Source organism: Nocardia macrotermitis, from assembly GCF_009604405.1.
Lineage (GTDB): Bacteria > Actinomycetota > Actinomycetes > Mycobacteriales > Mycobacteriaceae > Nocardia > Nocardia macrotermitis.
In genome coordinates this window covers 308,551-327,080 of the sequence record NZ_WEGK01000009.1, presented here as the reverse complement: position 1 = coordinate 327,080, position 18,530 = coordinate 308,551, and the positions used below count along the sequence as shown (strand labels likewise).

Genomic DNA, 18,530 nt, shown 5'->3' with positions numbered 1-18,530 from the left:
CACCGGTGAGCGAGGTCGGCGGCATTCGTGGTTCAGGCGGGGGTGTTCATCCGGGTGCGCATCGAATCGGCGAGTTGACCCGGCATTGCCTCGTGCCGGATGTACGTCCGGGTGAACTGGGCCGCGCCGTGGGCGAGGGAACGCAGATCTATCGCGTACCGGTCGAGTTCGAGTTCGGGCACCTCGGCGCGGATCACCGTGCGCGCGCCGGAGATCGGTTCGGTGCCCAGCACCCGGCCGCGGCGGCTGGACAGATCGCTCAGGACCGTGCCGACATGTTCGTCCGGGACCGTGACGTGCACCTCGGCGATCGGTTCGAGCAGATGTAGCCGGGCGGCGGTGGCGGCCTCGCGCAGGGCCAGCGCACCGGCGGTCTGGAACGCCGCGTCGGAGGAGTCGACCGAATGCGCCTTGCCGTCGTACAGCGTCACGCGGATGTCGACCAGCGGACAACCGGTGGCCACACCGCGGGCCGCCTGCGCTCGCACCCCCTTCTCCACCGACGAGATGAACTGTCGCGGCACGACTCCGCCCACCACCTTGTCCACGAATTCGATGCCCGCACCCTCCGGCAGCGGATCCACCTCGATCTCGCAGATCGCGTACTGGCCGTGGCCGCCGGACTGTTTGACGTGCCGCCCGCGCCCGGACGCGCCGGTGGCGAACGTCTCCCGCAACGCCACCTGGTGGTCGACCAGATCCACCTGCACCCCGAACCGGGACCGCAACCGTTCCAGCGCGACATCGCGATGCGCCTCGCCCAGACACCACAGCACCAGCTGATGGGTCTGCCCGTTCTGTTCCAGATGCACCGCGGGATCCTCGGCGACCAGCCGGGCCAGGCCCTGCGAGAGTTTGTCCTCGTCGGCCTTGCTGTGCGCCCGCACCGCGACCGGCAGCAGCGGCTCGGGCATCGGCCAGGGCTCGATCAGCAGCGGAGAGTCCTTCTGGGACAACGTATCTCCGGTCTCGGCGTGCCCGAGCTTGGTGACACACGCGATATCACCGGCCACGGCCTCGGCGACCGGGCGCTGCTGCCGCCCGAACGGTGCCGAGATCGCGCCCACCCGTTCGTCCGCGTCGTGATCGGGTTCGGGTTCGCCGTGTCCGCACGGGGTGTGGCCCCACACGTGCACCGTCTCGTCCGGGCGCAGCGTGCCCGCGAACACCCGCACCAGCGAGAGCCTGCCGACGTACGGATCGGACGTCGTGCGGATCACCTCCGCGGCCAGCGGCGCGTCCGGATCGCAGCACAGCGGAGTCGGGGCCGAACCGTTGCCCGGACAGGTCGCGGCCACCGAATGCTCTGCGGGCGTGGGGAATCCGCGCGTGATCAGATCGAGCACCTCGACCATGCCGAGCCCTTCGCGCGCACCTTCGGGCGGCGGCGCGGCGAGCAGGATCGGATGGAAGGCGCCGCGCGCCACCGCGCGTTCGAGATCGGTGACCAGGGTGTCCAGGTCGATCTCCGCGCCTTCCAGGTAGCGGTTCATGAGGGTCTCGTCCTCGCTCTCGGCGATGATGCCCTCGATGAGCTGCCCGCGCGTCCGCTCGATCAGCGCCGCCTGTTCGGGGGTCGCCTCGGTGCGGGTGTGCTCGCCTTCGGAATAGTCGAAGACCCGCTGGGTGAGCAGATCGATCAGCCCGGTCACCGGGCGATGCCCGTCCGCGCCCGCCGGTCCGTACACCGGAAGATGCAGCGGCAGTACGCTTTCGGTCGCGCCGCCGCCGAGCAGTTCGCGGCAGGTCCGAGCCATATCGTCGAAGTCGGCGCGGGCGGCGTCCAGATGGGTGATCACCAGCGCCCGCGGCATCCCGACCGCGGCGCACTCCTCCCACAACGCGAGCGTCTGCCCGCCCACCCCCTCGGCCCCCGCCGCGGCCGAAACAATGAAAAGGGCCGCATCCGCTGCCCGCAGACCGGCCCTGAGCTCTCCGACGAAATCGGCATAACCCGGTGTATCCACCAGATTCACCTTGATCCCGTCCCACGCGACCGGCACCACCGACAACTGCACCGACCGATGCTGCCGCTGCTCGATATCGTCGTAATCCGACACACAGGTCCCGTCCTCGACCCGCCCCGCCCGGTTCACCGCCCCCGTGGCCATCGCCAGCGCCTCCACCAGCGTCGTCTTCCCCGCCCCCGAATGCCCGACCAACACCACGTTCCGAATCCCGTCGGGCCGATCGGCCAAAACAGCCTTCCCCTCGCCCCCAGCGGACGAACTCACTCTCTCGGCCATCTTGTGCTCCCGAAGTCTCCTCGAGCCCCGATAAACACCACGTGTGGTTTTATCCGAGTTTCCCCCGATGTCACCGAGACATCAACGCCGCGACTTCAACTTTTCAGCGACCCGAGTAGCGATCTCGATGATCTGAGCGGCCTTCCACCCCACCACCCCGATCTTCGTCTCGGGCGTATGCACGAGGATCTGCCGAATACTGGCGATCTCCTCGGTGGTGTCCCCGGAGTCTTCGTCGACGACCAGCGCCCCCACAGCGTCGGCCGCCCGCAGCCGTTCGGTGTCGATGATCTGATAAGGCGGGTAGTCACCCGTGTAGACCTCACCGGCACGAATACGCCTGAATTCATCCGGCGAGGTCACCTCCGGCACCATCCGCACCTGGATGCTCCGAGGCCCCCCGGGCTCTGCCCAGTCACAGTCGACAGTGCCTGGGACCAGGTCAGGATCCGGTTCCTGCCGCCACACCTGCAACCCAGTGATCTGATCGCGAATCAGGTCGGCAACCACCTGGCAGTCCAATGTTCGTGCCGCAGGCGAAGACTGAGCGTTCACAGGTGTCACCTCACTGTCGCTGGTCGCCGTGCCACAGCCGGAAACTGCCGCGACGAGGATTATCGCACCGATGACAGGTGCGGTTACTTCACGCGCTCGGCGTCCGATTCGCGGTCGAAGGTTCCGGATCATTGGCATCTGGGTTTCTGGAGTGTAGGAAAGGCGGTGATGATGCGGCCGTTGTTGGCGTCGATGACCACGTTCGACCACTGAGTCTTACCGGTCAATCGACCGTCGCGTTTGACGTACTCCCACAACTGCAGTCCGAGAACATATGTATTGTTCGGCAGGCTGTAGCAGGCAACATCGGGTTTGCGCAGGGTCTTCTCGATGATCCGGTCCGCGTTGTCCCGCCAGTTGTAGCTATAGTCGACGGCTCCCCACTTCCGGTCGTGCTGTCTGCTTTGAAGGTGTCGGTAGCCGTATCTGTCGTTTCCGCATTGCAGCACGGATTGGCCCTCCGTGAAGACCCTGTCGCCGATCTTGATCGTGCCGCGGTCGAAACTGCGAACCGTCTTGTCATCAGGGGAGTTGATGCCGCATGCTCCCCAGGTTTTAGCCTCGTGGAGATACGGTTCGATGGCTTCCCGAGGAGTCGGGGGACGAGATGATGGCGGGCTGTACGAACACGCTGCGTTGGCCGGATGCCCTGGCAACGCCGGTGGAACATACCCGGGGACCGGGATGATCGCCTGACATGGATTGGGGGCCGGTTGCGGGGCTGGCGGCGTCAGCGCGGCCGCCGGCGGCGAAACCGAAGTCGTCGACGGTGGGGCAGTGGGAATCGTGGTCTGTGGTGCGGGAACTGCGGGAGTTGGGAGACCTGGAGGTGGGGGCGGCAGAGACGGCAGCGTCGGCTCTTCGATTTCCGGGAAGTTGCCGAAACAGGGCCACCCCGGGTGCAGGATCTGCCAATCCGGGCACGGCACATACGGATTGATCGGCTTGGCCTCGGCCTGCGACGCGGTACGGGTGCCGGTGACAGCCACACCGAATACCATCACCAGAACCACCACCACGGTGAGCATTCCCACCCGGTGTCCGAACCGTGTCACCGTCCGATCGGCCGACATCGGTTGTCTCACAGGTAGATCGGGTCGCCGTACACAGACAGGGCATTGTCCGCAGTAGGCGTGGAGATCCTGACCTGCGCGTACGAACGCAAACTGACCGGCCCCATACAGCCGTCGATCTTGATGTGGACCTGATCGGAAGTGATCGATCCGTGTCGACCAGTCAATGGCTTGGTGCCGAACGGAATGTCGGTGATGGTGCCGGGCTTGAGGTACACGGTTGGTGTAATCGTCGCACTACCGCCCACTCCGGACGTCACCCCGATCGTGACACTCGGTCCGATCGCCAAACCGATTGCCGCGCCATTGGATACATCGACCTGACAACCGATCTGGTACCCGAGAGCGACGGTCCCCGAGTTCACGGGTGCGTTACCCGAGCCCGTGATATCGGCAACTGCCTTCAGGCTGACAAAGCCTTCCCTGGTGAACAAGGTCGAGGCCAGATTCGGATACCGGTCGAGACTCTCATCGGTCTTCGTGATCCGCATGTGCCAACCATCATCGGTGATGGTCTCCCTCGACTTGTCCGCCAAAGGATCCGCCGTAGCAGTACCGCTTCCTGCGATACCGATGACGGCAATGCTCAACAGACCGGCAACCGCCGTGAACATCCCCCGCGCATGCATGAAACTCCCCCCGCATTGATCGTTGATCTTTTGGAGCGAATTACGTTGTGCAACAAACGAATTGTCCAAGAACCGCCCCTGTCGTGAGAACGCTAGCACGGCGGTGGCGACCTTGTCCATGCGAGTGACAGCAAGGGAGATCCATGGGATTTCGTCAATCGGTCCGGATGTCTCGCTGTCGGCACAACGGGATGCGTGGGGGACGGGCGGTTAGGAGCCGAAGCGGGCCAGGACCGAGGTGGCTTCCTGGGAGGCGGTGCCTTCGGTGGCGAGGTGGGCCATCTCGGGGGCGATTTCGCGGCCGTGGTGGGCCATGGCCTGGGCGTAGAGGCGGCCGGCGCGGTAGGAGGAGCGGACCAGGGGGCCTGCCATGACGCCGGCGAAGCCGATCTGTTCGGCGGTGCGGGAGTGGTCGAGGAATTCTTCCGGCTTGACCCAGCGGTCGACGGGGTGGTGGCGGGGGGAAGGGCGCAGGTACTGGGTGATGGTGAGGATGTCGCAGCCTGCTTCGTGGAGGTCGCGCATGGCCTGGGTGACCTCCTCGGGGGTTTCGCCCATGCCGAGGATCAGGTTGGACTTGGTCACCAGGCCGTCCTCGCGGGCCGCGGTCAGTACCGCCAGCGAACGCTCGTAGCGGAAGGCGGGGCGGATTCGCTTGAAGATGCGCGGGACCGTTTCCAGGTTGTGGGCCAGCACCTCGGGGCGGGCGGCGAACACCTCGGCCAGCTGATCGGGGTCGGCGTTGAAATCCGGGATCAGCAGCTCCACACCGGTGTTCGGGTTGAGGCGCTTGATCGCGTGCACCGTCTCGGCGTAGAGCCACGCGCCGCCGTCGTCCAGATCGTCGCGGGCCACGCCCGTCACCGTGGAGTACCGCAGGCCCATCGCCTGCACGCTCTCGGCGACCCGGCGCGGCTCGTCGCGATCCAGCGCGGCGGGTTTGCCGGTATCGATCTGGCAGAAATCGCAACGGCGGGTGCACTGCTCGCCGCCGATCAGGAAGGTGGCCTCGCGGTCCTCCCAGCATTCGAAGATGTTCGGGCAGCCCGCCTCCTCGCAGACCGTGTGCAGCCCTTCACGTTTCACCAGACCCTTGAGCTCGGAGTACTCCGGGCCCATGGTGGCGCGGGTGCGGATCCACGCGGGCTTGCGCTCGATCGGCGTCTCGGCGTTGCGCGCCTCGATACGAAGCAGCTTGCGGCCGTTGGCCGATGGCGTACCCGGCGCGGGAGCCTGAGGCGCGGCGGAATCCGAACCGGACGGGGTGGTGCCGGTCGGAGCGGTCGATGTCGGGGTGTCGACGGAGGTCACTCGACCGATGCTACGCCCGCGCGATCAGGCGCCCGGTGCGGCTCCGGCCGGTGTGACATGCGCAATATCATGATCGGAAACCGGCAGCCGCCCATCGAGTGCGCGCACGATCGCGTCGGCCACCGCCGGGAGCACCTCGGACACGGTGATCTCGCGGCCCAACTCGCGGCTCAACGTCGTCACCCCGGCATCGCGGATACCGCAGGGCACGATCACCTCGTAGGCGTCCAGGGAGGAATCGCAGTTGAGCGAAATCCCGTGCAGCGCAACACCGCGTTCGACGCGCACGCCGATCGCCGCCACCTTGCGCGCGGGTTGCAGGGAGTTCGCCGGAACCCACACGCCGGAGCGTCCGGGCACCCGCCCACAGACCAGACCCAGCTCGGTGCAGACCGCGATGAGGGCCTCCTCGAGGCGGCGCACATAGTCGATCACATCGACCGGTTCGGCCAGTCGCACGATCGGATAACCGACCAGCTGACCCGGCCCGTGCCAGGTGATCTTGCCGCCGCGATCGGTGAGCACCACGGGACTGCCATCGGTCGGCATATCGCGCGGTTCGGTGCGCCGGCCCGCGGTGTAGACCTGCGGATGCTCCAGCAACAGCAGATGGTCGCGGCCCTGCCCCACGGCGCGCTCGGCGGCGATGCCGCGCTGCATTTCCCGGGCGCGCTCGTAGTCGACCACGCCGAGATAGTCGATCTCGACCGGCGAATGGTCCATGCGGGCCGAGTCGTTGCGGCGGCGGGCCGGGGGAATCACCGGCAGTGCGGAGGTTTCGGTCACGCCGTCACCGAGCGGGTCCGGGATGTTCACGTGCTCGCCCCGTAAGGCTGCGCTGGCGGGATCGGTCATCGCGGGGACGTTACGCTATCGTGATCCGCCTGCGCGAGCTCCGTGGGGCCCAATGTGAGCTGCATCAATGTCAGGTCCATCCATCCGCCGAATTTGTGTCCTACTTCCGGTAGTACCCCGACCGTGCGGAATCCGAACTTCTCGTGCAGTGTGATCGAGGTCGTATTCGAGGATTCGATCGCGGCGATCACCGCGTGCACGGCGCCGGCGCGTTCGGCCCGCGCCAGCAGTTCGGTCAGCAGCGCGGTGGCGATACCGCGCCGATGGAACCGGTCCGCCACGTACACCGAATTCTCCACGGTGAACCGATAACCCGACTTGGGCCGCCACTGCCCGTAGCTGGCGTATCCGGCCACCGCGCCGTCGAGCTCGGCGACCAGCACCGGGAACCCGCCCGCCGTCCGCGTCCGCCACCAGGCCAGCCGCTCGGACAGGTCGACCGGCTCGGTGTCCCAGATGGCAGTGGTCTCCGCGATCGCGTCGTTGTGGATCGCAAGGATCTCCGGCAGGTCGGTTTCGCGCGCATCGCGGATCAGCGGCGCGGGCTGTCGGTTCTCGGTCACCAGCCCACGGTAATCGGTGCGAATCCCGCGACCGAGCGGTCGGGATGTGATATTCACCCAGGTCGGGCCGGGATGAGCGGGTCGAGTCGTCGAGAGTATGAACCGCGGGCATCCTCGTGCCGGGGTGAATCAGGTGCCGGTCCGGTGCGGCCTCAGTCGCCGAAGATCGCCGCGAGAGCCTGGCCGATGGTGCGGTGCTCGAAGGGGTAGCCCGCGTCTTCGAGGGCGGTCGGGATGGCGCGGGGGCCGTGCAGGATCGCCTCTTCGGCGAATTCACCGATCAGCAGATGTAATGCCGTGGAGGGCACCACGAGTGGGGCCGGGCGGTGCAGGGCGCGGGCCAGGGCACGGCTGAATTCGGCATTGGTGACCGGCGCCGGTCCGGCCAGGTTGACCGGGCCGCGCAGGGTGTCGTTGTGCAGGGCGAAGGTGATTGCGCCGATCTCGTCGGCGAGGGAGATCCACGGCACGTACTGACGCCCGCTGCCCAGCCGTCCACCCAGACCGAGCCAGTACAGCGGTTCGAGCAGTTTCAGCAAGCCGCCGTGCCGGGACAGCACCAGGGCGCTGCGGAGGTGGACCACACGCACGCCCGCGTCGTCGGCGGGTCTGGTCGCGGCCTCCCAGTCGCGGCACAGCGTGCCCAGGAAACCCGTTCCCGCGGGGGAGGTTTCGGTGACGATCCGGTCCCCGGTCGCGCCGCCGTAGTAGTGCACGCCGCTGGCATTGATCAGCGTCGGCACCCCGGCGGCCGCGACCGCGGTGGCCAGCACATCGGTCGGGGTGAGCCGGCTGTCCCGCAACTCCTGCTTGTAGCTGCCGTTCCAGCGTCGGCGGCCCACGCCCGCGCCGCACAGATTGATCGCCGCGTCCGAACCGCGCAGGGCGCGCTCGGGCACCTGAGCGCGAATCGGATCCCAGCTGAACTCGTCGCGGGCGGCGGCGGGACGCCGCACCAGTCGGACCACTTCGTGCCCGTCCCGGCGCAGCGCCGCCACCAGTGCCGTTCCGATGGAACCGGATGAACCGGCGATCACGACCCTCATGGGGTGTTACCGAATTTTCTTGTTACAGGCCGAGATCCGCCTCGAACGCGGCCTCTTCCAGCCGATGCCGGATGGTGGTGAGGAAACGTCCGGCATCGGCGCCGTCGATGAGCCGGTGATCGTAGGTCAGCGGCAGGTAGCACATCGAGCGGATGCCGATGAACTCGTTGCCGTTGTCGGCGATCACGATGGGGCGTTTGACGATCGCGCCGGTACCCAGCATCGCCGACTGCGGCGGAACCAGGATCGGGGTGTCGAACAGGGCGCCCTGGCTGCCGATGTTGGTGATGGTGAAGGTGCCACCGGCCAGCTCGTCCGGCTTGAGGCCACCGTTGCGGGCGCGGTTGGCGATATCGGCGATCGCGCGGGCCAGACCGGCCAGCGACAGGTCGCTGGCGTTGTGGATGACCGGCGAGAGCAGACCCTGATCGGTGTCCACCGCGATACCCAGGTGCACCGCGGAGTGGTAGGTGATCTCCTTGGTGTCCTCGTTGTAGGAGGCGTTGATGTTGGGGTGTACGCCCAGCGCCTCCACCGCGGCCTTCGCGAAGAACGGCAGGAAGGTCAGGTTCACGCCCTCGCGATCGGCGAAGGCGGACTTGGCCTTCGCGCGCAGCGCCGCGATCTTGGTGACGTCGGCCTCATGGGTCTGCGTCAGCTGCGCGGTGCTCAGCAGCGATTCGCGAGTCTTGGTCGCGGTGATCTGCCGGATGCGGCTGGCCTTCTGGACGGTGCCGCGCAGGGCCTGCAGCTGCGGGCGGACACCGGCGGGCGCTGCGCTCGCGGCTACCGGAGCGGCGGCGGGTGCTGCTACGGCGGCGGGCGAGGGGGCCTTGGCGGCCTCGGCCGCGGCGAGTACATCCTGCTTGCGGATGCGGCCGCCGACGCCGGATCCCTGGACCGCAGCCAGATCGACGTTGTTCTCGGCAGCGAGCTTGCGGACCAGCGGGGTCACGTAGGGGGCGTCGCCGTTGCCGTTCGAGGGGGCGGCGTGAGCCGGGCTCGAGACCGGAGCGGGGGCGGCGGCCGGAGCCGGTGCGACCGGTTGCGGGGCCGGTGCCGGAGCGGGGGCCACAGCGACCGGAGCCGGAACAGGCGCGGGGGCCGGAACAGGCGCGGGAGCCGGGACAGGTGCGGGAGCCGGAGTGGGCGCGGGAGCCGGGGCGGGGGCCGGGGCCGGGACGCCGCTGCCGATCACGCCGAGCTGACCGCCGACGGCGACCACGTCGTCCTCGTTCGCGCTGATCTCCAGCAGGGTGCCCGCGACGGGCGAGGGGATCTCGGTGTCGACCTTGTCGGTGGACACCTCGAGCAGCGGCTCGTCGACCGCGACCGAATCGCCGACCTGCTTGAGCCAGCGGGTGACCGTGCCCTCGGTGACGGACTCGCCCAGTTCGGGCATCTTGACCGGGGTGCCGGATGCGGCGGCCGGGGCCGGGGCGGCGGCAACGGGAGCCGGGGCCGGGGCGACGGGCTGGGGCGCGGGGGCGGCCGGCTGCGGGGCCGGAGCGGGCGGGGCGGGCGCGGGGGCCGGAGCGGCGACGGGCGCCTCGTCGGCCGCGCCGATCACACCCAGCTCACCGCCGACCTCGACGACGTCGTCCTCCTTGGCCACGATCTTGGTGAGCACACCGGCGGCCGGGGCGGGGATCTCGGTGTCGACCTTGTCGGTGGACACCTCCAGCAGGGGCTCGTCGACCTCGACCGTGTCTCCTTCCTGCTTCAGCCACCTGGTCACGGTTCCCTCGGTGACACTCTCACCAAGGGCCGGCATCTGGACGGAGAAGGCCATGTCCGTTGACTCCTATAACTGCTCGACGGGTCTACAACAGTTGTCTCTCGGCGGACCCCCGCCGCGGGTCGCGGCAGATGTCCGAGTCTATTCGGCAGGTGCGCCGGGCCCTCGGCGGTGATGAGAACTCCGCCTGTGCGCCCCGGCCGCACGAGCCGCCGACCGCCACCGAAATTCTGTGTGGCACCGGAGATCCGTGTGGGGTTCTTGTTCCGACTGTCCATCCTTGCACTCGCCGCCGCGGCGTGTAGCACAGGGCGGCCCGTGTCCGGTGGTCGCACGGCGCCGCCCGAGGCTTCCGGCATGCCGTCGCATCGGCTGGCACTATCGATGAATCGGGTGTGATTCGAAACCCGATATATCGGACAGGAGGTCGGCGGGGGATGGGTTTGCTGGATCGTTTCCGCCAGTCGGTGGATCGTGTGCGGGCACCCGGTGGCGGGGGAGCCACCGGCGATGCCCGATATCTGGACGAGTGGGTGCGCTCGCACGTCGGCGTCGAAGCCTACGTGGAACCGAAGACGACAGTGACCGATGTCACGGTCGTGCTGGTGGCGCACGACGGCGAATGGACCCGCCGCACGGTCGGCGAGCGCGGCGCGCAGCGGCTGTCCGGCCGTCTCGGCATTCCGGTGTACGACGTGCGCCGGACGGGCTACCCGCAGCGCATGCGGGACTTCGACGCGCGTCGCCGCATCGAACGCAAGCGGGCGATGGAACGGGAACTGCGGGGCCTCGGCGACTGACCGGGTATCGCCCGGTTCCCGGTAGCGCCGCGCGACTCCGGAGGGCGCGGTTACCGGCCGGAGACGGACGGTTCGCAACCCGGGACCCACGACTGTCGGAGTCGTGGTCGCGCGCGAACCGGCCGTCGTCATCGGCTACTCCGCCGCGATGTCGCTGAGTACGGCGATGAGTGTGCGCACCGGAACGCCGGTGCCGCCCTTGGGCACGTAACCGAAGGCGCCGCCGGTGTTGTAGGCCGGGCCGGCGACGTCGAGGTGGGCCCACTGCACGCCCTCGGCGACGAATTCCTTCAGGTACAGCGCGGCCACCAGCATGCCGCCGAAACGGTGCGGGGAGACGTTCGCCAGATCGGCGATCTTGGAGTTGAGGTCCGCGCGCAACTCGGTGGGAAGCGGCATGGCCCAACCGTTCTCGCCGATCTCCCGGGACAGGTGCGCGACCCGGTCGCGGAACTCCTCGGTACCCATGACGCCCGGGGTCCGGCTGCCCAGCGCGACCAGTTGCGCGCCCGTCAACGTGGCCACATCGATCAGATATTCGGGCTCGTCCTCGCAGGCTCGCACGATCGCGTCGGCGAGTACGAGCCGCCCCTCGGCATCGGTGTTGATCACCTCGACCGTGGTGCCGCCGTACTGGGTGAGCACATCACCGGGGCGCTGCGCGGTGGCCGAGGGCATGTTCTCCGCCATCGGCACCGTCGCCGTCACAGTGACGGGCAGCTCCAGCGCGGCCGCCGCGATCGTGGCCGCGATGACCGCCGCCGCGCCGCCCATATCGGAGGTCATGTTCTCCATGTTGGCGGCCGGTTTGATCGAGATGCCGCCGGTGTCGAACGTGATGCCCTTACCGACCAGCGCGACCTTCTTCGCGCCGCCCGCATGGGTGAGGCGAATCAGCCGCGGCGGGCGCGAGGAGCCCTGCCCGACGCCGACGATGCCGCCGTAACCGCCTGCGGCGAGCGCCTTTTCGTCCAGGATCTCGACCTGAAGACCGGCCTGCTCGGCGAAAGCCTTTGCGCGCTCGGCGAATTCGGCCGGGAACAGGTGGCTGGGCGGGGTGTTGACGAAATCGCGGGCGAGGGCGACCGCCTCGGCCACCCGGATCGCGCGCCGCACGGCCGCGTCGTCGGCGGGATCGGCGACCAGCAGATCGACCCGCGCGAGCGGGCCGTCCTCCGGCTTCGAGGCGGACTTCTCGGAGCGGAAGGCTGTGAAGGTGTACGCGCCGAGGAAGAATCCCTCGGCGGCCGGACCCGGACCGGGGGCCAGGCGGGACAGGGTGGTGGCGGCGCGGCGCACGCCGGTCAGCGCGCGGGCCGCGACACCGGCGGAACGGCGCACCTGTTCGGCGTCGATACCGTCGGGTGCGCCGAGGCCGACCGCGAGCACGCTGGTGACACCGGTGAACTCGGCCGGGGCGGGGATGCGGGTGAGCTCCTCGCTCGACCCCTTCGCGCCGACCGCGCGCAGGCTCGCCAGCACCGCGGCGAGGGACTCGGCGCCGATGGCGCCGATGACGACCTCGTCGTCGCTCCCGGCAAGCGCCGGACCGTCCTCGCCGCTGACGATGCCGAGCACCAGCACGTCGGTATCGGGGGCGAGGGAATCGACCGGATCCACATCCGGTCCGAGCGGGCGATCTGTAGCAGCTGTCATGCGGAACAGGCTACTGGCCGTGGACGACATGTCACCGGACCAGATCACAGCCGCACCCCGTACATGGAGACGCACCCGAAATCGGTGCGGCAGCGGGTGCGTCTCCACGCAAGGGGTGCGGCTGTTCGGCGGGTGCAGACGGGCGGGAATTCGGCGTCTAGGGTTGGCCGGGTGAACGACGCGAACCTGCTACGTGGGCCGATCCACGACGTGCACGTCGAACTGGGCGCGAATTTCGCCCCCTTCGGCGGCTGGGAGATGCCGGTGTCCTACGCCGGGACGGTGGCCGAGCACACCGCGGTCCGCACGACCGTCGGCGTCTTCGACGTGAGCCATCTGGGCAAGGCCACCGTGTCGGGGCCGGGCGCCGCGGAGTTCGTGAATTCGGCGCTGACCAACGATCTGCGGCGGATCCGGCCGGGTAAGGCCCAGTACACGCTGTGCTGCACGCCCGAGGGCGGGGTGATCGACGATCTGATCGCGTACTACGTCACCGACGACGAGATCTTCCTGGTCCCCAACGCGGCCAACACCGCCGCGGTGGTCGCGGCCCTGCGCGCGGCCGCGCCCGAGGGCATCACCATCACCGACGAACATCGCGGCCACGCCGTCTTCGCGGTGCAGGGCCCGGCGTCGGCGAGCGTGCTGACCGCGCTCGGGCTCCCGGCCGAGATGGAGTACATGGCCTACGCCGACGCGGAGTGGGACGGCCGCCCGGTCCGGGTCTGCCGCACCGGCTACACCGGCGAGCACGGCTACGAGCTGCTGCCGCGCTGGGACGACGCCGAGCCGCTGTTCCGGGAACTGGTGCGGCAGGTGCGCGCGGCCGGTGGCGAGCCCGCGGGCCTGGGCGCGCGCGACACGCTGCGCACCGAGATGGGCTATCCGCTGCACGGACACGAACTGGCACTGGACATTTCGCCGGTGCAGGCGCGCGCGGGCTGGGCCGTCGGCTGGAAGAAGCCGGAGTTCTGGGGCAAAGCCGCACTGGAACAGGAGAAGTCGACCGGACCGAGCCGAATCCTGTTGGGGCTCAAGGCCCTCGACCGTGGCGTGCTGCGGCAGGGGCAGTCGGTGCTGCGCGGCGACGAGGTGATCGGCGAGACCACCTCCGGCACCTTCTCGCCGAGTCTCAAGATCGGTATCGCCCTGGCCCTGCTCGACACCGCGGCGGCTCTGGAGCCCGGCGATCAGGTCGAGGTCGACGTGCGCGGTCGACGGCTGAAGGTGGAGGTCGTCCGGCCCCCCTTCGTCACCCCGCACACCTCCTGATCAGGGTCGATACCGACGCGGCCGCGCATCTCCCGCGACCCGGCATCGCACGGCCCCGGGGCGCTGGCCGTGCGTGCCGACCGTCGGGTGGTGGCGTGGCCGCTCAGTGATACCGCTTGGGCGCGTTGGGCATTGTGTCCGGGTGGTCCCCGACGCACGGGGTCGAACAGAGTACACAACGGTGGGCCGAATGGGGCGGATTACCTTGCGGCTAGGATCGAATCATGACCGCTGCCGCACAGTTCACCCGTATTCCGCATCCCGCGCCCACCTCGGCGCAGCGACGGCAGGAGATCTTGGCGGCACCCGGTTTCGGGCGGTACTTCACCGATCACATGGTGTCGATCGACTACGCCGACGGGCAGTGGACCGATGCGCGGGTCGAGCCGTATGCGCCGCTGTCGATGGATCCGGCGACGATGGTGTTCCACTACGGTCAGGCGATCTTCGAGGGTCTCAAGGCGTACCGGCAGAGCGACGGCAGCATCGCGACGTTCCGCATCGACGCGAATGCCGCACGCTTCCAACGGTCTTCGCGCCGGATGGCGATGGCCGAACTGCCCGAGGAGCTGTTCATCGAGTCGGTGCGCCAGCTGCTCGAGGTCGATACGGACTGGGTGCCCGCCGCCGGTGGCGAGGATGCGCTGTACCTGCGGCCGTTCCTGTTCGCGACCGAATCGGGCCTGGGTGTCAAGCCCGCCGGCGCCTACAAGTACTTGCTGCTGGGCTCGCCCGCGGGGGCCTACTTCCCGCGCGGCCTGAAGCCGGTGCGGGTGTGGCTGTCCACCGAATACGTGCGGGCCGCCCCCGGCGGTACCGGCGAGGCGAAGGTGGCGGGCAACTACGCGGCCTCGCTGCTGGCTCAGAAGCAGGCCAGTGAACAGGGCTGTGACCAGGTGGTCTGGCTCGACGCGTGCGATCACCGCTACGTCGAGGAGATGGGCACCAACAACCTGTTCTTCGTCTTCGGATCGGGTTCGCAGGCGCGGCTGGTGACGCCCGAGCTGTCCGGTTCGCTGCTGCCGGGTATCACCCGCGACTCGCTGCTGACGCTGGCCGCGGACGCCGGTTACGAGGTGGAGCAGCGCCGCGTCTCGGTCGAGGAATGGCGCAAGGGCGCCGAATCCGGTGAGATCACCGAGGTTTTCGGCTGCGGCACCGCGGCCGTGGTCATCCCGGTCGCGTCGGTCCGCTCCGCCGACGGCGAGTTCAGCATCGGCAACGGTGAGCCCGGCGAGGTCACCATGGCGTTGCGCGACACGCTCACCGGCATCCAGCGCGGCACCTTCGCCGATATCCACGGCTGGATGCGCGCACTGGCCTGATCCCCCCGACCGGCGCGCGGCCGGGTTTTTCAGCCCGGCATCAACATCTGCCACTGTTCGAGGGTCTGTGGCCGCATGACGTAGTTCTTCTCGCGGACCTGCGACAGCGCCGCGCTCGGCTCCTGCGAGTACCAGTGCCCGGGATACACCACCGGATCGCCGGACAACTCCGCCAGATGACGCAGGCTGCGGAACATCGAGTCCGAATCCCCGCCCGGGAAGTCGGTGCGCCCGCAGCCGTCCACGAACAGCGTGTCACCCGCGACGAGCCGATCCTCGAACAGGAAGCACATGCTGCCGGGGGTGTGCCCGGGGGTGTGCAGTAATTCGATCTCGAAACCGCCGACGCCCACCTTGTCGCCGTGCTCGTGTCCGGTCAGTTCGCTGGGCGCGATCCCGGTGACATTGGCCACCCACGGTAGCTCTTCCTGATGCACGTGCACCGGAACCTGCACCCGCTCCAACAGTTCGCGCACCCCGCGCAGGGTGAAACCCATCATCGTGCCGCCCACGTGATCGGGATGATGGTGCGTGGCCAGCACCCCGGTCAGCCGCAGTCCGTCGCCCTCGGCGATATCCACCAGATCGCCCGCCGCGTACGCGGGATCCACCACGATGCAGTCGCCGGTCTCACGATCACCGATCAGATACGCGAAATTCCGCATCTGAGTGGCGATCGGATCGCCCACAGCCCAATCGCGTCCGGCGAGTAGCTGACGGAAGTACAAACGGTCGGATCCCATACGAACCACCCTATTGCCAGTCGGTCAATCGCACGCATCCGGCCGGGTTGTGAACGGTCACCGTGCTAGCGGCTCGCGAACAGTGCGCTACACACCGCAGGTGTGAATCCGTCGCGACCGGGTCGCGGCGTGCCCTACGGTGTGTGCGATTCGCCTTGTCGCCGAACGGTTTCCGGGCGACCGACAGCAGGGGCTCAGTTCAGGACGGTGGCGATCTCGGCAGCCGCCTCGGCGCCGTACGCCGCGCCGATCCGCTCCAGCGCCCGCTCGCGATCGAGCACCCACTCCTGGGTGCCGACCGTCTCCAGCACCAGCACGGCGATCAACGAGCCGAGTTGCGCGGAGCGTTCCAGGCTCAGTCCGCCGGTGTGGCCGGTGAGGAATCCGGCGCGGAACGCGTCGCCGACGCCGGTCGGGTCGACCTTCGAAAGTTCCGGCACCACTTCGACATTCACCTCGACCCCGTCGGGATCGACGATCACCACACCCTTTCCGCCGAGGGTGGTGACCCGGATGCCGACGCGGCTGCTGATCTCCTCGGGGGTCAGGCCGGTCTTCTGCAGCAGCAGGCCCCACTCGTACTCGTTGGTGAAAAGGTATGCGGCGCCGTCGATCAGGTCCAGCGCCTGTTCGCCGTCGAGGCGGGCGAGTTGCTGGGAGGGGTCGGCGGCGAAGGCGATGCCGAGTTCGCGGCACTGCCTGGTGTGTCGCACCATCGCGTCGGGATCGTTGGCGCCCACCAGGACCAGGTCCAGCGTGTTGTTTCCGGCGAGATCGGCGATCGAGATGTCGCGGGCCTCGCTCATCGCGCCCGGATAGAACGAGGCGATCTGGGCCATCGTCTCATCGGTGGTGCAGACGAACCGCGCGGTGTGCGCGGTCTGCGAGATCCGCACGCCCGAGCAGTCGACGCCGTTGTCCTCCAACCACTTCCGGTATTCACCGAAGTCCGCGCCGACCGCGCCGACCAGCAGCGGGGTGCGGCGCAGCAGGCCCATCGCGTAGGCGATGTTCCCGGCGACACCGCCGCGGCGGATGACCAGATCGTCGACGAGGAAACTCAGCGAGACGTGCTGCAACTGATCGGCGAGCAGCACATCGGAAAACTTTCCAGGGAAACGCATCAGATGGTCTGTCGCGATGGATGCGGACACTGCGATGGTCACGAAAACCCGGTCCTTCACTGTCGAGGCGAGATCAGCCTTCACCGTACCGCGTGATGATCACGAGTGGTAAGGGTGAACACATGACACCGGCGCGTGCGGTCGAGCCCGCGACGCGATGACCGCCGCAGACCCCGCACGCGCCGAAACGAACGCAGCGCGGAACTCGCAGGGAGTTCCGCGCCGAGGGGCAATATCAGTTGAAGCTGTCGCCGCAGGCGCAGGATCCGGTGGCGTTCGGGTTGTCGATGGTGAAACCCTGCTTCTCGATGGTGTCGACGAAGTCGATGGAGGCGCCCTGCACGTAGGGGGCGCTCATCCGGTCCACGGCCAGCTTGACGCCGCCGAACTCGACGATCAGATCGCCGTCGAGGGCGCGGTCGTCGAAGAAGAGCTGGTAGCGCAGGCCCGCACAGCCGCCCGGCTGCACCGCGATGCGCAGCGACAGATCGTCGCGACCCTCCTGATCGAGCAGCGCCTTGGCCTTGGAGGCGGCGGCGTCGGTCAGTGTCACACCGTGTGTGGTGGTCTCGTTCTGCACAGTCATGAACTCTCCTAGGGACCTGTGTTCAACCCGTAACAGCGCACGGCTCGTAAGCGGTCAACGTCACCCCCGTGGGTGTCTATTCCAATAGTGCCACTCCGGCCGGGCCCGGGTGTCCGCGCACCCCGGAAACGCCGGGTTACCGGGGGTTGAACGGTGTGGTATGAGTTGTGACACAACAATCTGGGCGTACCGCATTTCCAGGGCGATGCTCTATCCAATAGCCTGGTCGGCGTGAAGTTCCTCCGCCGCGGCGATGCAGCCGGTAGTAACGACCTCGCCGAGGAAGCCCCGGCCGCCGAGACCGATGGCTCGACCGCGCATGTCGCGGCCACCGCGGGTAAGGGGCGACCGACTCCCAAGCGGCGGGATGCCGAGGGTAGACGCCGTGGTCCGGTGGCTCCGGCGCCGATGACCCAGAAGGAAGCGCGGGCCAGGCGCAAGGCCACGCGCGGCAGTAAGGCCGACCGCAAGGTCGCCGCCGCCGAACGCCGGGCCGCCGCCGCGGACCGGCGGGCCCGGATGGCCGCGGGTGAGGATCAGTATCTGCCCGCGCGCGATCGCGGTCCGGTCCGCGCGTATGTGCGTGATCTGGTCGACGCCCGCCGCAATCTGGTGGGTCTGTTCATGCCGCTGGCGCTGCTGCTGATCGTGGCGATGTTCCTGAATCCGGCGGTGCAGATCTACGTCACGCTGGCGATGCTGGTGATGATGGTGTTCATGGCCGGTGAGGGTGTGGTGCTCGGCCGCATCATCAACCGCCGGGTGCGGGAGCGTTTCCCGGCGAGCACCAATTCGTCGATGCAGTTGGGCTGGTACGCGTTCGTGCGGGCCTCGCAGATTCGCCGGATGCGGATGCCCAAGCCGCGGGTCAATCCGGGCGACAGCATCTGAGCCGCGCCCTGAGCCGGATCCGTGTGGTCCGGCCGGGCTGATGCGATGTGAGTCCTGTCTGGGCTCCGGGGCCGTTGCCGCTCGGCGTCGGTCGTATCCGGTGATCGGCTGAATGTC

General features: G+C 68.3%; 17 protein-coding genes. 4 read left to right on the top strand and 13 right to left on the bottom strand.

Going from position 1 to position 18,530, the window contains the following annotated elements:
* Window positions 1-32: 32 nt before the first annotated feature.
* The 9 genes from NRB20_RS22120 to sucB all read right to left on the bottom strand — a co-directional run bounded on the left by NRB20_RS22120 (window position 33) and on the right by sucB (window position 10,070).
* On the bottom strand, window positions 33-2,246 hold the full coding sequence (locus NRB20_RS22120) for an elongation factor G-like protein EF-G2 (RefSeq protein ID WP_153412019.1): 2,214 nt from the start codon (window positions 2,244-2,246) through the stop codon (window positions 33-35).
* 81 nt (window positions 2,247-2,327) lie between these two features.
* Window positions 2,328-2,609 (bottom strand): hypothetical protein, encoded by a 282-nt coding sequence (locus NRB20_RS22115; RefSeq protein ID WP_153412018.1) that lies wholly within the window; start codon window positions 2,607-2,609, stop codon window positions 2,328-2,330.
* Window positions 2,610-2,929: 320 nt separating this feature from the next.
* A complete protein-coding gene (locus NRB20_RS22110) occupies window positions 2,930-3,829 on the bottom strand; it encodes a hypothetical protein (RefSeq protein ID WP_153412017.1) in 900 nt (299 codons plus the stop codon).
* Window positions 3,830-3,882: 53 nt separating this feature from the next.
* Window positions 3,883-4,623, bottom strand: a complete 741-nt coding sequence (locus NRB20_RS22105; RefSeq protein WP_227833736.1) for an MspA family porin — start codon at window positions 4,621-4,623, stop codon at window positions 3,883-3,885.
* A 90-nt stretch (window positions 4,624-4,713) separates the two neighbouring features.
* Window positions 4,714-5,814: a lipoyl synthase gene (gene lipA / locus NRB20_RS22100; RefSeq protein WP_406603865.1), complete on the bottom strand. Its 1,101-nt coding sequence runs from the start codon at window positions 5,812-5,814 to the stop codon at window positions 4,714-4,716.
* A gap of 24 nt (window positions 5,815-5,838) precedes the next feature.
* Window positions 5,839-6,669: a lipoyl(octanoyl) transferase LipB gene (gene lipB, locus NRB20_RS22095; RefSeq protein WP_264766368.1), complete on the bottom strand. Its 831-nt coding sequence runs from the start codon at window positions 6,667-6,669 to the stop codon at window positions 5,839-5,841.
* Complete coding sequence (locus NRB20_RS22090) at window positions 6,666-7,232, bottom strand: GNAT family N-acetyltransferase (RefSeq protein WP_319945253.1); 567 nt, start codon at window positions 7,230-7,232, stop codon at window positions 6,666-6,668. Before NRB20_RS22090 ends, lipB begins: the two co-directional genes overlap by 4 nt.
* A 152-nt stretch (window positions 7,233-7,384) precedes the next feature.
* The gene (locus NRB20_RS22085) at window positions 7,385-8,278 is read right to left on the bottom strand and encodes a TIGR01777 family oxidoreductase (protein ID WP_153412016.1); all 894 of its coding nucleotides are present in this window, start codon (window positions 8,276-8,278) and stop codon (window positions 7,385-7,387) included.
* Window positions 8,279-8,300: 22 nt separating this feature from the next.
* A complete protein-coding gene (gene sucB, locus NRB20_RS22080; RefSeq protein ID WP_153412015.1) occupies window positions 8,301-10,070 on the bottom strand; it encodes a 2-oxoglutarate dehydrogenase, E2 component, dihydrolipoamide succinyltransferase in 1,770 nt (589 codons plus the stop codon).
* 383 nt (window positions 10,071-10,453) lie between these two features.
* Here sucB and NRB20_RS22075 point away from each other — a divergent pair, with 383 nt between their 5' ends.
* On the top strand, window positions 10,454-10,816 hold the full coding sequence (locus NRB20_RS22075; RefSeq protein WP_153412014.1) for an oxidoreductase: 363 nt from the start codon (window positions 10,454-10,456) through the stop codon (window positions 10,814-10,816).
* A gap of 135 nt (window positions 10,817-10,951) precedes the next feature.
* On the opposite strand, the gene NRB20_RS22070 is transcribed toward NRB20_RS22075, so the two are convergent.
* A complete protein-coding gene (locus NRB20_RS22070; protein ID WP_153412013.1) occupies window positions 10,952-12,472 on the bottom strand; it encodes a leucyl aminopeptidase in 1,521 nt (506 codons plus the stop codon).
* A gap of 171 nt (window positions 12,473-12,643) precedes the next feature.
* Here NRB20_RS22070 and gcvT point away from each other — a divergent pair, with 171 nt between their 5' ends.
* Together gcvT and NRB20_RS22060 are read left to right on the top strand one after the other, a co-directional pair.
* Window positions 12,644-13,744, top strand: coding sequence for a glycine cleavage system aminomethyltransferase GcvT (gene gcvT, locus NRB20_RS22065; protein ID WP_319945252.1), 1,101 nt, complete (start codon window positions 12,644-12,646; stop codon window positions 13,742-13,744).
* A 224-nt stretch (window positions 13,745-13,968) separates the two neighbouring features.
* Window positions 13,969-15,069: a branched-chain amino acid aminotransferase gene (locus tag NRB20_RS22060; protein WP_153412011.1), complete on the top strand. Its 1,101-nt coding sequence runs from the start codon at window positions 13,969-13,971 to the stop codon at window positions 15,067-15,069.
* Between the two features lie 29 nt (window positions 15,070-15,098).
* On the opposite strand, the gene NRB20_RS22055 is transcribed toward NRB20_RS22060, so the two are convergent.
* The 3 genes from NRB20_RS22055 to NRB20_RS22045 all read right to left on the bottom strand — a co-directional run bounded on the left by NRB20_RS22055 (window position 15,099) and on the right by NRB20_RS22045 (window position 17,522).
* A complete protein-coding gene (locus tag NRB20_RS22055; RefSeq protein ID WP_153412010.1) occupies window positions 15,099-15,812 on the bottom strand; it encodes an MBL fold metallo-hydrolase in 714 nt (237 codons plus the stop codon).
* A 194-nt stretch (window positions 15,813-16,006) separates the two neighbouring features.
* The gene (locus NRB20_RS22050) at window positions 16,007-16,978 is read right to left on the bottom strand and encodes a carbohydrate kinase family protein (protein ID WP_319945251.1); all 972 of its coding nucleotides are present in this window, start codon (window positions 16,976-16,978) and stop codon (window positions 16,007-16,009) included.
* Between the two features lie 193 nt (window positions 16,979-17,171).
* Window positions 17,172-17,522 carry a HesB/IscA family protein gene (locus NRB20_RS22045; RefSeq protein ID WP_153412009.1) on the bottom strand — a complete coding sequence of 117 codons (351 nt, stop codon included), beginning with the start codon at window positions 17,520-17,522 and terminating at the stop codon, window positions 17,172-17,174.
* A gap of 231 nt (window positions 17,523-17,753) precedes the next feature.
* On the opposite strand from NRB20_RS22045, the gene NRB20_RS22040 reads away from it, so the two are divergent.
* The gene (locus NRB20_RS22040; RefSeq protein WP_319945250.1) at window positions 17,754-18,413 is read left to right on the top strand and encodes a DUF3043 domain-containing protein; all 660 of its coding nucleotides are present in this window, start codon (window positions 17,754-17,756) and stop codon (window positions 18,411-18,413) included.
* Window positions 18,414-18,530: the final 117 nt, after the last annotated feature.